The organism is Pseudomonas sp. CH61, from assembly GCF_059429415.1.
The window spans coordinates 5005205-5019434 of sequence record NZ_CM182098.1 but is presented as its reverse complement, the minus strand read 5'-3'; the positions used below and the strand labels follow the sequence as shown (position 1 = coordinate 5019434).

Annotated in this window: 15 protein-coding genes; 4 read left to right on the top strand and 11 right to left on the bottom strand. The window is 59.1% G+C overall.

What is annotated here, in order from left to right; translation table 11 throughout:
• Window positions 1-42: 42 nt before the first annotated feature.
• The 7 genes from AC5SEM_RS22485 to AC5SEM_RS22455 form a co-directional block, all read right to left on the bottom strand.
• Window positions 43-1200 carry a glutathionylspermidine synthase family protein gene (locus tag AC5SEM_RS22485; protein ID WP_495471310.1) on the bottom strand — a complete coding sequence of 386 codons (1158 nt, stop codon included), beginning with the start codon at window positions 1198-1200 and terminating at the stop codon, window positions 43-45.
• A 2-nt stretch (window positions 1201-1202) separates the two neighbouring features.
• Window positions 1203-1895 carry a DUF1190 domain-containing protein gene (locus AC5SEM_RS22480; RefSeq protein WP_116029905.1) on the bottom strand — a complete coding sequence of 231 codons (693 nt, stop codon included), beginning with the start codon at window positions 1893-1895 and terminating at the stop codon, window positions 1203-1205.
• A 17-nt stretch (window positions 1896-1912) separates the two neighbouring features.
• On the bottom strand, window positions 1913-2338 hold the full coding sequence (locus AC5SEM_RS22475; RefSeq protein WP_016983572.1) for a DUF350 domain-containing protein: 426 nt from the start codon (window positions 2336-2338) through the stop codon (window positions 1913-1915).
• Window positions 2339-2353: 15 nt separating this feature from the next.
• Window positions 2354-3004 (bottom strand): DUF2491 family protein, encoded by a 651-nt coding sequence (locus tag AC5SEM_RS22470; protein WP_212620936.1) that lies wholly within the window; start codon window positions 3002-3004, stop codon window positions 2354-2356.
• 199 nt (window positions 3005-3203) lie between these two features.
• Window positions 3204-3902 carry a PspA/IM30 family protein gene (locus AC5SEM_RS22465; protein ID WP_064118871.1) on the bottom strand — a complete coding sequence of 233 codons (699 nt, stop codon included), beginning with the start codon at window positions 3900-3902 and terminating at the stop codon, window positions 3204-3206.
• Window positions 3903-3919: 17 nt separating this feature from the next.
• Entirely contained in the window at window positions 3920-4588 is a 669-nt protein-coding gene (locus tag AC5SEM_RS22460; protein WP_093434422.1) for a YjfI family protein, read from the bottom strand.
• Between the two features lie 145 nt (window positions 4589-4733).
• On the bottom strand, window positions 4734-5288 hold the full coding sequence (locus tag AC5SEM_RS22455; RefSeq protein ID WP_495471309.1) for a cysteine hydrolase family protein: 555 nt from the start codon (window positions 5286-5288) through the stop codon (window positions 4734-4736).
• Between the two features lie 101 nt (window positions 5289-5389).
• Between AC5SEM_RS22455 and AC5SEM_RS22450 the strand changes: the two genes are divergently transcribed.
• From AC5SEM_RS22450 to AC5SEM_RS22440, 3 genes are all read left to right on the top strand, one after another.
• Window positions 5390-6391: a GlxA family transcriptional regulator gene (locus AC5SEM_RS22450; RefSeq protein WP_495471308.1), complete on the top strand. Its 1002-nt coding sequence runs from the start codon at window positions 5390-5392 to the stop codon at window positions 6389-6391.
• Window positions 6392-6671: 280 nt separating this feature from the next.
• Complete coding sequence (locus AC5SEM_RS22445; RefSeq protein ID WP_495471307.1) at window positions 6672-7781, top strand: DUF3182 family protein; 1110 nt, start codon at window positions 6672-6674, stop codon at window positions 7779-7781.
• A complete protein-coding gene (locus AC5SEM_RS22440; protein ID WP_495471306.1) occupies window positions 7771-8529 on the top strand; it encodes an alpha/beta hydrolase family protein in 759 nt (252 codons plus the stop codon). The genes AC5SEM_RS22445 and AC5SEM_RS22440 overlap by 11 nt, the downstream gene beginning before the upstream one ends.
• Before the next feature lie 114 nt (window positions 8530-8643).
• On the opposite strand, the gene AC5SEM_RS22435 is transcribed toward AC5SEM_RS22440, so the two are convergent.
• From AC5SEM_RS22435 to AC5SEM_RS22420, 4 genes are read right to left on the bottom strand one after another with little or no spacing between them, the layout of a single operon-like run.
• Complete coding sequence (locus AC5SEM_RS22435) at window positions 8644-9630, bottom strand: lysylphosphatidylglycerol synthase domain-containing protein (RefSeq protein ID WP_137216607.1); 987 nt, start codon at window positions 9628-9630, stop codon at window positions 8644-8646.
• Window positions 9627-10901 (bottom strand): cardiolipin synthase ClsB, encoded by a 1275-nt coding sequence (clsB, locus tag AC5SEM_RS22430; RefSeq protein ID WP_495471305.1) that lies wholly within the window; start codon window positions 10899-10901, stop codon window positions 9627-9629. The genes AC5SEM_RS22435 and clsB overlap by 4 nt, the downstream gene beginning before the upstream one ends.
• On the bottom strand, window positions 10898-11695 hold the full coding sequence (locus tag AC5SEM_RS22425) for an endonuclease/exonuclease/phosphatase family protein (RefSeq protein WP_495471304.1): 798 nt from the start codon (window positions 11693-11695) through the stop codon (window positions 10898-10900). Before AC5SEM_RS22425 ends, clsB begins: the two co-directional genes overlap by 4 nt.
• Window positions 11692-12618, bottom strand: coding sequence for a DUF72 domain-containing protein (locus AC5SEM_RS22420; protein ID WP_495471303.1), 927 nt, complete (start codon window positions 12616-12618; stop codon window positions 11692-11694). Before AC5SEM_RS22420 ends, AC5SEM_RS22425 begins: the two co-directional genes overlap by 4 nt.
• 228 nt (window positions 12619-12846) lie before the next feature.
• On the opposite strand from AC5SEM_RS22420, the gene AC5SEM_RS22415 reads away from it, so the two are divergent.
• A protein-coding gene (locus AC5SEM_RS22415) for an IS3 family transposase (protein ID WP_495471302.1) occupies window positions 12847-13988 on the top strand; the annotation gives its coding sequence in 2 pieces (ribosomal slippage) (window positions 12847-13108 and window positions 13108-13988; 1143 coding nt in all).
• The last annotated feature ends 242 nt before the right edge of the window (window positions 13989-14230 follow it).

The following is a 14230-nucleotide window of genomic DNA, read 5'->3' as shown; positions in this document are numbered from 1 at the left end:
GCTTTCGCGAGCAGGCTCGCTCCCACAGAAGGGATTCGGGTTTCAATCAAGGATCAGATGCGGCAGAAACCGGCTCGAATCTTTAGTGATCAGGCTGTTGTCTTCCCTTACACCAATCCCCGCTGCCTGATCGCCGATCACCCACGAACCGATCAACGTGTAGCTGTCGCCAAATTTCGGCAGCGGTGCAAATTCCTGCAGGATAAACGGTGCATCCGTGTAGGGTCCGTCCTCTTTGACGATCAGACCATCAGCCGTTTGCAACTCAATGTTCGCGCCCTCGCGGGAAAAGTACGGCTTGCGTACCCAGCCTTTAGGCACCGCGCTTGCCGGGTTCGGGTCGAGATGCGCCGCCAGCAGATTCGGATGCCCTTTGTGCATTTCCCACAGCAACGGCAGTGCAGCTTTGTTCGACAGAATCGCCTTCCACGCCGGTTCGAAAAACTGCGTATCGCACTCGGCAATCGCCGCGCCGAACGGCTCGTGGAAGATGAATTCCCAGGCATGCAGCTTGAACAGATGCGGGATCCAGCGATCTTCCAGATCGACAAAACGCCCTTCAGCCGTCAAGCCGATGTCTTCAATATCGATGTGCCGTGATTCGATGCCGACCTTCTCGGCGATCAACCGCAGGTAATCCGTGGTGCCCTTGTCTTCGACCGACTCTTTCATCGAAGCAAAGTAGAACGGACGCTTCAGCTGTAATTCGGCGAAGGCCTGGTGCAACTGGGTGTCGATGCTGTTGAACTGGTCGGCATGGCGCGGCAGGGTGCCGCGCTCGATGCATTGTTCCAGCCAGCCCCATTGAAACGCTGCCGCTTCATAAAGACTGGTCGGCGTGTCGTAGTTGAGCTCCAACAGTTTTGCCGGGCCGTTGCCGCTGTAGGAAAAGTCCATGCGGCCGTACAGATGCGGATGACCTTCCAGCCAGGAAGTACGGATCATGTCGTAGTACGGCGCCGGGATGCTCAGGCGATCCAGCAGTTCCTCGCTGTGCACCACACGGTCGACCAGGTCCATGCACATCTCGTGCAGTTCGGTGGTCGGGTCCTCAAGATCGTTTTCGATCTGCGCGAGCGTGAACTGGTAGTACGCGCTTTCGTCCCAGTACGGCTCGTCGTCGATGGTGTGGAACATGAAGCCGAGGCTTTCGGCGGTCTGTTTCCAGTCGGGGCGCTCGGCGCAGAGGATCTTCTTCATGGTCAGCTACTCGAACGACCAGAACCAGAACTGCTGCCCCAGCCACCCCAGCCGCTACGGGCGCTGGACTGGCTGCCGAAGCCGCCGCGTGACGTCGAAGAAGCCACGTTGACCGGTTTGCTTTTGCTGCTCTCGTAATCCGGCTGGCTGCGCGTCGTGGTTTCGGCTCTGCGGTACTGCGTCGAGGTGTTGTAGGGCTGGCGCGTTTCGCGATCGCGGTAAACCGTGCGTTCGGCGTTGTTGCTCATCGCGTTGCCGATCAGCCAGCCGGTCAGCCAGCCATTTCCGCCACCGCTGGAGACGTGCGAAGTGCTTTGCACATTCTGCGCCGTTGCACTACCGGCGGGCATCTGGGCATTGGCGATGGCGTCGAGGTTCTGCGCCGGCTCACCTTCCTGCGGCACTTTGAAGCCGCCGAGTTTCGGCACGAAGCGGCCGTCGGAATTCTTCTGGCACCAGTCAGCGGCGAAATCTGCGTCGCACTTGGCCTTGGCGTCGTACGCCGGGGCGATGCGCCGGTGTTCGGTCAGAGCGGCGACGTAGGCGTTGGAGCAGACATCGGCAGCCACTTCGGCGTCGACGCACTGTTCCACGTTCTGGAAATTGCGCGGTTGATCCGCGGCTGTCACTTGGCCGGAAACGGCCATGGCCACCGAGGCAGCGAGGGACAACTGAACGTATTTGCTGCGTTTCATCTAAGGCTTCCTGCCGATCAGTTGGACGGTGTCATGCACGCCGCGTTGAGCATGCCGACGCTGATCGCGACCGCTGCAACGTAAATGCCGGAAGCGATTTCACCGTTGGCGATGCGCTGGGAGGTGCCTTTGAGCACAAGGCCCGTGGCAAGAAACGCCAGCAGTTGCACGACGGCGGCAATCACCGCCCACAGTACGAAATCGAGAACATTGACCGAAAACGCAATCACGTTACTGGCCGGAATCGCGAAGCCGATGATCGCGCCGGCCAAAGCGATGGCCGCGGCTACGTTGCCGGAGCGAATCAGCTCGAATTCCTTGTGCGGTGTGATGCGCGTGTAGACGAATTGAAACAGCATGAACAGCAGTACGGCGCCGATGAGGTAGACGACGAAACCGACCAGCGCGGTTTTGTTCAGGGAAACGGCCAGCACTTCCAGCATGAAAAACTTCCTTTTTTAAATGGTGCTCAGATCTGTCGTGTACAGCGAAATGCCGAGCGAAGTGCTCAGGCTGACGGTGCCTTCTTCATCCTGTTCGACGGAGAACAGCAGCAATTCGCGGCGATCGGTCAGGCCGGTCTCGCGCGCATAAAGCATGGAGTGGTGTTCGATGGTGTAGCTCTCGTCCGGATTGACCACCTGTTCGGTCATCGGTACGAGTTCGGTCTGGCCGTGCTCGGTGCCCCACTCGCGGGTGTATTCGACACCTGCGTGGGTGTAGGTCGGCAGACCGATCGAACTGTTGGGGCCGGCCAGACGCTGCAGTTCGGCGTCACTGTTGACGGTCACGTAACTGAGGTAGTTGAACAGGGTGACCGATTCGATCTGATCGTCACCGGTGACGTGGATCTGCAGCCAGAAATCCTCGTCATTCATGTAATAGCGGTGCAGTTTATTGGACTGGCCGAGGTCGACCCAGCCGTGACTCCAGATCGCCTGATCGAAGGGCACGCGCACCGTGGTCGAGCCGTCGAGCAGCAGCGCCAGCGTCGTATCGAACCTGACAGCCTTGCCCTGAGCCAAGCCGAGTGGGCCACTGGCAACGGTCGATGTCGGCGCAGCGGTCTGCCAGTTGCTGGTGCCCAGCAAGTCTTTAAACCATCCCATGGGTACGTTCCTTGAAGCGGGTGGAGGTGTTCGTCGGCGAAAAAAACGTGGCTAGTGTACCGGGCTACGCGATCAACGACACGCCACAAACCATGTGGGAGCGAGCCTGCTCGCGAAAGCGTCATGTCAGCTGACTCATATGCCGACTGATATTCCGTCTTCGCGAGCAGGCTCGCTCCCACAGGTTTTGCGCAAATGCTTACTGAGCGGACTTTTGCTTCAGGCGCTCAAGAATCGCATTGGCGCTGCCTTCGTTCGGCGTGATGCCGGCGTCGCGCAGTTTGCGTTCCAGGTCGTTGCCGGTCGAAGCGTCAGCCAGTTCGTCCGCCGCGCTCAGCTCGGCAGCACGTTGCTGCTGCTTGGCTTGCAGGCGGTTCAACGTACCGACGGCGGTTTCCAGTTTGCCATTGGCGCCACCGCTGGCGATGGAAGCGCTGACCTGGGCTTTCTGCACGCTTTCACGGGCCTTGGCCATGTCCACTTGCTGGCGCAGGCTCTTGATCCGCGACTCGGCTTTGCTGATGTCTTTGCGCATGTTTTCGGCGTAAGTGCCGAATTCGTCGCTCTGCTTTTTCTCAACATCCAGCTCGTTGGTCAGGGTCGAAATCGCTTCGGCCACTTCCAGTGCCAGGTCTTCACGGCCGGCGTTCAGCGCCGAGACCGCTTTGGCTTCCAGATCCTTGATCTTGGCGTCGTACTCGCTCACGCGGTCGGCAGCCAGTTTGTGTTTGGCCATGATGGTGACCAGTTCGCGGCGTGCGTTCGACAGGGCGGTGTCGGCGTCGCGGATTTCCTGATCGAGGATGCGCAGGGCCTGTTGGTCGGCGATCGCTTCGCCGACTTCATTGGCGCCGCCGCGCAGTGCGGTGAACAACTTGCTCCAGATGGACTGAGTCATTGGATATTCCCTGTTGATTACTTGAAGAAGTGTTCGAAGGCTTCGCTCGCGCGCTGCACGTTGTCGACCAGGGTTTTCACCTCGGTCACCACGTTGGTCAGGCTCGAGTCGGCGCTGAGGGCGCCAAACATGTTGTAAACGGTCTGCCCGTTCGGCATCGACTCGATACCGATCGACGACAGCGGGAACATTTCCCGGCTGCGCAGCACGGCATCGTTGAAGGCGCGCACGTCGCTGATCGAATCGATGTCCACCAGCACGGTGTCGACGATGATCTGCTGGCCGGCCAGGGCGATGTGAATCGGCAGACCGCCGAATTCGTTCATTTCCAGCTTGATGCTGGGTTCGGAGCTCTGGATCAGCGACAGCGTGATTTCTTGCGAAGCCACCTCGTCCAGGGCCTTGAGGGCGTTGAAGAGGCTATCGATGGTCCAGTTGTTGCCTGCGCTCATGTAATTCTCCGACATGAAAGAGCCAGCCAGAATCGGTTGGCGTAGCTGTTGCTCCATTTGCTTGAGCAAGCTTCGGTTTTCGGGAAGCACCCAAGTTTCGTGTTTCACATAACCGGCAGCGGCCAGGCCCGCGCGCATCTGCTTCATATAGAAGCTCGACGGTTTTTTCGCCGACGGTTTCGCGCGCTCTCCCTTGGGACTTTCTGATTTCGCGGTGGGGGAACGGCTTTTCATGGCAATGGCTCGGTTATGGACATCTCACGCGTGAGCCACACTACAACCAATTCAAAATGCCATCAATGGCTCACGCGTGAGATTTTCATGACAGACGAAAAAAGGCCCGCAATAACGCGGGCCCAGTGTTTTTGCGAAATATGACTCAGCTTTTGGCTGCGAGGAGTTGGTCAGTGGACACCACGCTGGCGTAGGCAAAACCCAGCGCTGACATGAACGCGGCATGGACGTGAGCGGCCGGCACTGTCAGGCCATTGAACTCAAGATCGCGGCTGGCGCAGGCATCGTGAATCACGGTCACGCCATAACCCAGATCTGCCGCCGCGCGGGTAATGCCGTCAACACACATGTGGCTCATGCTGCCGACCACTACCAGTTCCTTGATGCCTTGTTCGTCGAGGATCGCTTGCAGTTCGGTTTCGCGGAACGAGTTGACGAAGTGTTTGAGCACCACCGGTTCATCAGCGCGGTTGAGCACTTTCGGATGCAGCTTGGCGCCGTCCGATCCCGGGGTGAAAAACGGCGCGTCCGCTGAGGTGAATTCGTGGCGAATGTGTATTACCGAATCGCCGGCCTCGCGGAAGGCGGCGATCAGCCGAGCGGCGTTGTCGGCGGCGGCATCAGCACCGGCCAGCGGCCACTTGCCTTGGGGGAAGTAGTCGTTCTGGATATCGACTACGATGAGCGCTTGCTTGGCCATGGGTGTGTCCTCGATGTAGTGGCTGGAAGTGGCTTCAGTATTGGCGCTGAGCAGAGATTCGGGGATTGGCCGCACCGACAATAGACAGGGGAAAACTGACAATGGGCGCAGAAAGAGCTGCCATCGCTGAACTGGGGGTGCTGATTTATCCCGGTGCGCAGATGGCAGCGGTGCACGGTTTGACCGATTTGTTTGCGGTGGCCAACCGGATTGCCGCCGAGCATCAGGCCGCGCAGTTGCCTGTGCTGCGGGTCAGTCATTGGCAGGTCGAAGGTGATCAGCCGCCGACGCGCACTTACGCCAGTCATGCGGGTGACGACAGCGCTTTGCTGGCGGTGCTGATTCCGCCGTCGATCGGCGGGTTCTCGGCGGCGCAAGCACCGGCCAGCCTGATGCAATGGTTACGCGATCAACATGCCCGCGGTGCGACGCTTGGCGGGGTTTGCGTAGGTTCGCTGATGTTGGCTGAAAGCGGTCTGCTCGACGGCCGCAGCGCCACCACCCACTGGACCTCGGCCAAGGCCTTCGCCGAGCGTTACCCGAAGATCAAGCTCAAGGCGGATACCCCGATTGTCGACGACGGCGACTTGATCACCACGGCCGGGTTGATGGCTTGGTCGGAACTGGGATTACGTCTGGTCGACAGGTTGCTCGGGCCGAGCATTGCCACCGGCACCGCGCGATTTCTGGTGATCGAGCACAGTGACAGCGCCAGTGAGTGCGGCAGTAATTTCGCGCCGATTCTCGGTCATGGCGATGCGGCGATTCTCAAGGTTCAGCACTGGCTGCAAAGCACCGGCGCGACGGATGTTTCGCTGACGGCGATGGCGGGGCGGGCCGGGCTGGAGGAGCGCACATTTCTGCGGCGGTTCCGCGCGGCGAGCGGGTTGAAACCGACCGAGTACTGCCAGCATCTACGGGTCGGCAAGGCGCGGGAAATGCTCGAGTTCAGCAATGGCACGATCGATCACATTGCGTGGACGGTGGGCTATCAGGATCCGGGCGCGTTTCGCGCAATCTTCAAGAAGATTACCGGGCTGGCGCCGAGTGATTATCGGGCGCGGTTTGGTGTGACCCCGATCCCGAAAGCAACGAACATCTAATGTAGGAGTGAGCCTGCTCGCGATAGCAATCTGTCAGAAAACCGTGAGGTGACTGACCCACCGCTATCGCGAGCAGGCTCACTCCTACAAGAGACCGCACAAGGTTCGGGATCGTGCAATTTGCCGGGGTTTTGCACGCCGTCGTGCAGATTGAAACAGGCGTGATGCCAGCACCCTGCTGGCAAGTTTCTGATTGGTCTATGATTTTACTAGAGCCGCCGTTGGCCTGATCTCTGCACTCTTCACCGCTACAGTCATCGAACCGATGGAAGGGGGACGCATGACCCCGACACCCCGCAGGAAAATCGTCGTCGCCCACTCAGTGCGCGCCGACGCGCCGCAACATGAAGTACAGACCAACAAGGCCCTGGCGCGATGGCTGGCGCAGATTCTCGGATGCAAATTCGGCGGCAGCTACGACCCGGACAAACATCGCGGCCGTGATCTGTATCTGCTACCGACGCAAACCATTGTCGGCACTGCCAGCGCTCAGCAACTCGGTATCACAGGCCCTGACGATTTGTGGGGTGGCTTTGTCGAGCACGATTTCATCTGCACCAAAGCCATCAGCCACGGTTTGCGCAGTCATCTGGCTCATGCGCCACCTGGGTGGTCGCCACTGTTTTCCGAGCGGACGCGTAACGTAGTGCTCGACGGTCTCAGCGTGTTCGCGCTGGAAGATGCGCGGCCCGCTGCCGAGCATTTGCTGTACAACGGCCCGATTCGTTTGAAGCCGGTTCACGCCTGCGCCGGTCGGGGGCAGGAAGTGATCAAAAGCCTCGATGCCTTTGACGAAATCCTTGCCCGCCCTGACATTGAAAAGCAGTTCAGCGAAGGCGTGGTGCTGGAACAGGACCTGAGCGACGTCATCACCCACAGCGTCGGCCAGTCATTCATCGGCGATAAAGTGCTGAGCTACTGCGGTGATCAATACTTGACCAAGGACGCCCACGGCGAAGAGGTTTATGGCGGCTCGAATCTGCTGGTGGTGCAGGGTGGTTATGACGAACTACTGACGCTGGACCTGCCCGACGATGTGCGTCTGGCCATTGAGCAGGCGCAGGTTTTCGACGCGGCCGCCAATCAAGCCTATCCGCGCTTCTATGCTTCGCGACGCAACTACGACATCGCCCAGGGCCTGGACAGCAACGGCAAAACCCGCAGCGGTGTGCTCGAACAATCCTGGCGCATGGGCGGTGCCAGCAGTGCTGAAGTGGCAGCGTTGCAAAGCTTCGTCAACGACCCGGGGATGCGCGCGATCCGGGTGTCTTCGGTGGAAACCTACATCGATCAGCCGCTGCCAGCGGACGCTATCGAGGTCTATCGCGGGCCGGCTGAGAACAGCGAATTTCTCCTCAAATACGTAACGGTCAAATCTTATGACGGCTAGAAGCGAAAGCATTCAAATCGACATTGATGATGAACAGATGAGCGGGACATTTCTCAGTCCCAAATCGAAAGTCCCGGGGGTGTTGTTTGTGCACGGTTGGGGCGGCAGTCAGGAACGGGACCTTGAGCGCGCCAAAGGCATCGCCGGTCTCGGCTGTGTGTGCCTGACCTTCGACTTGCGCGGACACACCGGCGGTACCGGCATCCCGCTGACTCGCGTCACCCGCGAAGACAACCTGCGTGATTTGCTCGCGGCGTATGACCGCTTGCTGGCGCATCCGGCGCTCGACACTTCCGCGATCGCCGTGGTCGGTACCAGTTATGGCGGTTATCTGGCGTCGATCCTGACCTCGCTGCGCCCGGTGCGCTGGCTGGCGTTGCGCGTGCCGGCACTGTATCGCGACGAGCAATGGCACACACCCAAGCGTGAGCTGGACAAGGCCGATCTGCGCGATTACCGCAGCACGCTGGTGCGCGCGGACACCAATCGGGCGTTGCATGCTTGTTCGCAGTTCACTGGCGATATGTTGCTGGTGGAGTCGGAAACCGACGATTACGTCCCGCATGCAGCGATCATGAGTTACCGTGCGGCGTGTCAGCAGACCCATTCACTGACCCACCGGATTATCGACGGCGCCGATCATGCGCTGAGCGAGCCGGTGTCGCAGCAGGCGTACACCTCGATTCTGGTGGACTGGATTACCGAGATGGTCGTGGGTGAGCGGTTGAGCATTATTCAGTCCGCATGATCTGTGTTGTTCTCCCGGGCACTTTCGCGAGCAGGCTCGCTCCCACATTTGGAATGCATTCAACCTGTGGGAGCGAGCCTGCTCGCGAAGAGGGCATCAGCCTTAGCAACTTTCTCAGGACGGTTTCTTCTCTATTCGCAGCGCCTTGGCCTTGGCCTCAACCACCAGATACATCACCACCGTAATCAACAACGGCAACAGAAAATAAATCGCCCGATACGCCAGCAACCCCGCCACCAGACTGCCGCGCGAAGCCTCGTGTTGCAGCAGCGCCACAAACACCGCCTCCAGCACCCCAAGCCCGGCCGGAATATGCGTGATGACCCCGGCAATCGCACTGATCAACAACACGCCCAGCACCAACGGATAATCGAGCTTGCTCGGCAGCAAGGTGAAAATCACCGCCGCCATCAGCGACCAGTTCAACGCCCCCAGCAGCAGTTGCAGGACCGCCATGCGCAACGACGGCAGATTGATTTCCACGCCGCGAATCGACCATTCGCGGCGCTTGGAAAACTGACACGCCGCGAGATAACCGGCGCTGATCAGCAGTAACAGCACCCCAATGCCTTGCAACGCGTCACTGCTGACTTTCCATCCTGGCGGCATGCTCACCAGCCCGCTGCTGAACACCGCACCGGCGATGGTCATGTAGCCGAACCAGTTGGTCGCCAGGCTCAGACCGAGAATCTTGGCGATGTTGCTTTTGCTCACGCCAAGGCGCGAATACAGCCGATAGCGCATGGCGATGCCACCCACCCACGCGCTCAGATTCAAGTTGAACGCATAGCTGATGATCCCTACCGGCAGAATCTGTTTCCAGGTCAGGTCCTGACGAATGTAAGTACGGCCGATCAGATCAAAACTGGCGTACACCAGAAAGCTCAACAGCGTCAGGCTGGCGGCGATGATCAGCGTACGCACCTTGAAGTCGGCGAGGGTTTGCAGCACTTCGGCCCATTCGATGCGCGTGGCGAACAGCGTCAGCAACACGATCAGCGCGAGGAAAAACAGCAGGGTCAACGGGCGCTTCCAGCGACTCCATTTCGAATGAGTGGCTGGCGCCGCATGGCCGCTCGGGTGCGCTTCGGAGTGGCTCATGGCGTGTTCCCTCGAAATGGCTTGAGCCGCGGTTTATGTGCTGGCAACCATCCGGCCATCGCCGGGAAATGCCGCAGAAAGTGAAACACCAGAAACCCTACGGTCATGTGCCAGATGCGTCCACGTGGGGACTTGCTGGCATCCATGGCTTTGCAATGGTTTTGACTGAGGTCTTCGAGGCGCTCGAACAAGTGCTGATTGAAGGCGCGGTCGCGGATCAGCACGTTGGCTTCCAGATTCAGCGACAGGCTCAACGGGTCGAGATTGCTTGAGCCGACCGTGCTCCATTCTTCATCGACCAGCGCGACTTTGCCGTGCAGCGGGCGCTGGCAATATTCGTGAATCTGCACGCCGGCCTTGAGCAGGTAGTCGTAGGTCATGCGCGCCGCCAGTTTGGCCACCAGCATGTCCGGTTGACCTTGTAGAATCAGGCGCACCTCGACCCCGCGACGCGCTGCATTACGGATTTCCCGCAACAGGCGATAACCGGGAAAGAAGTAGGCGTTGGCGATCACCACCCGGCGTTTGGCGCGGCGCAGTACCTGCAGATAGACGTCTTCGATATCGGAGTGGTGCTGGTCGTTATCACGGAACACCAGACGCACCTGACCGTCGTGATCATTGAAGGCCATTTCCGCACGGCGCTGGCGCCGACGTTGCCACCAGAATCGCGCACGGCCCGGCCGACCACTTTGCAGCAGGGCGAAATGGTGGATGTCAGCGACTGCCGGCCCTTGGACCTGCACCGAATAATCCTGCTTCGCTTCAGGGCCGAAATCAGCGAGGTGATCGCCGGAAAAGTTGATCCCGCCAATAAATGCGATCAGGCCGTCGACCACCACGATCTTGCGGTGCAAACGACGGAACCAATTGGTACGGATGCCCAGGCGTTTCGGCGCCGGGTCGAAGATTTGCAGATGCACGCCGGCCTCGCTCAGCGCGGTGAGATAAGCGGTGGTCAACTCGCCGCAACCAAAGCCGTCGAGGCTGACCGTGGTGCGCACACCGCGCCGGGCAGCGTCGATGAGAATCTCCTGTAACTCGGCACCGACCTTGTCTTCGAAAACGATAAAGGTCTCGAGGAGGATTTCACTCTTCGCTGCGCGCATCGCCTCGAACACTCGCGGGAAATACTCCTCGCCGTTCTCCAGCAACTCGACACGGTTGTTGCCCTGCCAGTGGTACTCGACATCGACCTGGCCGGGCTCGCGTATCGGCGGGTTGATGGCTACCGGTTCCACGGCAGATTTCTCCAGCGGCGCGCTGCTCATAGTTCGATCTCTACCGATAAAGGAACGTGGTCGGAAAGGTGCGACCAGGGCCGGTTCGCCAGAACTTTCGGCTGGCTGGCCTTGAGGTTGCGCACGTAAATACGATCAAGCCGAAGTGTTGGCAGGCGCGCGGGAAAACTGCGCGCCGGTTTGCCCTGATGCTCGGCGAACACTTCGCGCAGGCCACAGGGTTTGAGCTGTGCATCGGCGCGCTGGCGCCAGTCGTTGAAATCGCCAGCGACGATCACCGGTGCGTCGTCGGGCAACTCCGCCAAGCGCTGCATGAGCAAATCCAGTTGGGCGTTGCGATGACTTTCACGCAGGCCCAGGTGCACGCAGATCGCATGTACTTCAGTGCCGTCACCCGGCAGGCGCAGCACGCAATGCAGCAGGCCGCGGTTCTCGTGGCCGTTGATCGACACGTCGAGGTTGTCGTGACGGATGATCTGGAACTTCGACAGCAACGCGTTGCCGTGATCGCCCTCCGGGTACACCGCGTTGCGCCCATAGGCGAACTGCGGCCAGAGGCTGTCGGCGAGGAATTCGTATTGCGGCATCGTCGGCCAATTGTTGTAGCGCTTGGGATGCTGTTCATGGGTGCCATGAACTTCCTGCAGAAACACCACGTCGGCGGCAACGCTGCGTACCGCTTCGCGCAACTCCGGCAGGATGAAGCGCCGGTTGAGCGCGGTAAAACCTTTGTGGGTGTTGACCGTCAGCACGGTGAAGGTGCGCACTGACGGCGCGACCACGCAGCCTTCATCGGTGAAACCGACCGGTTCTGGAATGCTCATGGCAACACTCCTTCACCAGCGGGTTCGCCGGGGGTGGTGGCGAGGTCTTTATCCAGCTCGAAACGATGCAGCAGATCGCGGGCGTCATACGGCGCGCGGACTTTGATGTCGTTGTCGAAATAGCAGAACACCTCTCGGGATTTGCGCGCGTGCGGTTTCTGCCGTGGTGCGATCAGGTGTGCGTCTTGCGGTTGCTCGCCGTGGTGCCAAGCGTCAATGCGCTCGGCCCAGCGTTTGAGTGCCGGTGCGGTGTAGCCGCTGGCGTAAAGTTCTTCGGCACCGTGCAGGCGCAGGTAGACAAAATCGCTGGTGAGGTCTTCGCGGTACGGCCATTTGTCCGCAGTATCGGCGATCACCAGCGCGGTGTTGTGGCGTTTCAACAAGCGCACGAACTCGGGGTCGATGAAGCTCTCGTTGCGGATTTCCACGGCATGGCGCAGCGGCTTTTTGCGCCAGGCTTTCATGCTGGCGTGGCCGTGCAGGTGCGAATCGTGTTGATGGGCGAGGGTGGCGGCGGCTTCGGTGTCGTGGGGCAATAATGCGAGGAAGTGTTCAAAGCGCTCAGGCTCGAATTTGAAGTTCGGCGGAAACTGCCAAAGGATCGGCCCGAGCTTTTCCTTGAGTTCCAGCACCCCGGAGGCGAAGAAATTCGCCAGTGGTTTTTCGATCTCGCGCAAGCGGCGGATGTGGGTGATGAAGCGTGGCGCCTTGACGCTGAAAACGAAGTCGTCGGGTGTTTCGGCGTACCACTGCGCATAGCGTTCAGGCCGTTGCAGGGCGTAGAACGATCCATTGATTTCGATGCTGTTGACCGCTCTCGACGCGAACTGCAATTCGCGTTTCTGCGCCAGTCCCTTGGGGTAGAAGTCCCCGCGCCACGGTGCGTAGCGCCAGCCGGAAATACCGATGTGAATCGTTGCCATGCCGCCCTCCCGTCGAAAGTCCTCGTGTTGCCGGTATCTTTTGATGACTGCTGGCGGACGGGGAAAGTTTCGACGGTATTACGGACGGTCACGTCCAAGGCGAAGATCAAAAGCGCTCCCCCTCACCCCAACCCTCTCCCCCAAGGGGGCGAGGGGGAAGGTGATCTGGCTTAATGATTCTGGACACCCCTAAAGGGCGTTAATCTACGCCCAACGAAGAGGTGTGATTTGACCAGACGATATTTTTCGACAGATTTCAAACGGGATGCGGCTTGCCTGGTTTTGGATAAAGACTATTCGGTGAGTGAAGCCTGCGAAGCAATGGGCGTGGGCCCTACAGCTCTGCGCCGCTGGGTTGAGCAACTGCGTGCGGAGCGCAGTGGCAAGACGCCTGAGAAGTCCAAGGCCATGACCGTTGACCAACAACGCATCCAGGAACTGGAAGCAACAATTCGACGGATTGAGCGCGAGAAGGAAATTTTAAAAAAGGCTACAGCTCTCTTGATGTCGGATTCCCTCGATCGGTAAGGCTGGTCGAGGAGTTAAGCGAGCAATATCCAAGATCCGAGTTGTGTGGCGTGTTTGGTATCAACCGCAGCAGTTATTACGAGCGTCTGAAACAGCGGGCGAAAGTGCATGTCGGGCGCGATCGCCTAAAGATCAAGGCTGCCGAATTACATGAGCAAAGTCGCGGATCAATGGGCGCGCGCAGCCTGTCAAAAGCGCTGTGTAACGAAAAAGAGTCGGTAGGTCGTTACATGGCTCGTAGCCTGATGCGCGAGCTCGGTTTGAAGAGCCAGCAACGGCGCAGGCATCGGTACAAACCCAGCGGTGCGGAGGCGCAATACGCCCCCAATCATTTGGAGCGTAGATTCAAAGTCGAGGCCCCCAATCGAGTGTGGTGTGGCGACGTGACTTACATTTGGGCCGGTACTTACTGGGTTTATCTGGCTGCTGTACTTGATCTGCATGCCCGCCGCATCGTCGGCTGGGCGATGTCCAGAAGTCCGGATTCAGCTCTGACCTGTCGAGCGTTAAAGATGGCTTTCGAGTCGCGAGGACGCCCTGAAAACCTAATGTTCCATTCGGATCAGGGCTGTCATTACAGCAGTAAAGTGTTTCGTGAAACGCTGGCGGACATGCGCATAAAACAAAGCATGAGTCGACGAGGAAACTGCTGGGACAACGCCCCGATGGAGCGTTTCTTTGGCAGTTTGAAATCTGAATGGATACCCAAGGCTGGCTACCGAAACGAAGATGAGGCCAGTACCGATGTATTGCGCTACCTGACCCATTATTACAATCGGATCAGGCTGCACAGTCACAATGGCTACCGAACTCCGGTGGACATGGAGGCCCTGGCGGCATGAAAAAGGGTAAAACCCTATAACCGTGTCCAGTATCGTTTGACCAGATCAAGGGAGCAGATCTTGGTTTTCAGGGTTTGAGTTCGCCTCACAAGGGGTAAGGGAGCTGGTCTTTATGGTTTCCAGAACTTGAATTCGACTCCGGACTTTCAGGTCGATGTAATTCTTGTATTCAACTCGGTCGGCTCCCTCTCCCTCTGGGAGAGGGCTGGGGTGAGGGTGCTCTTGAACTTGCTGTGCAATTA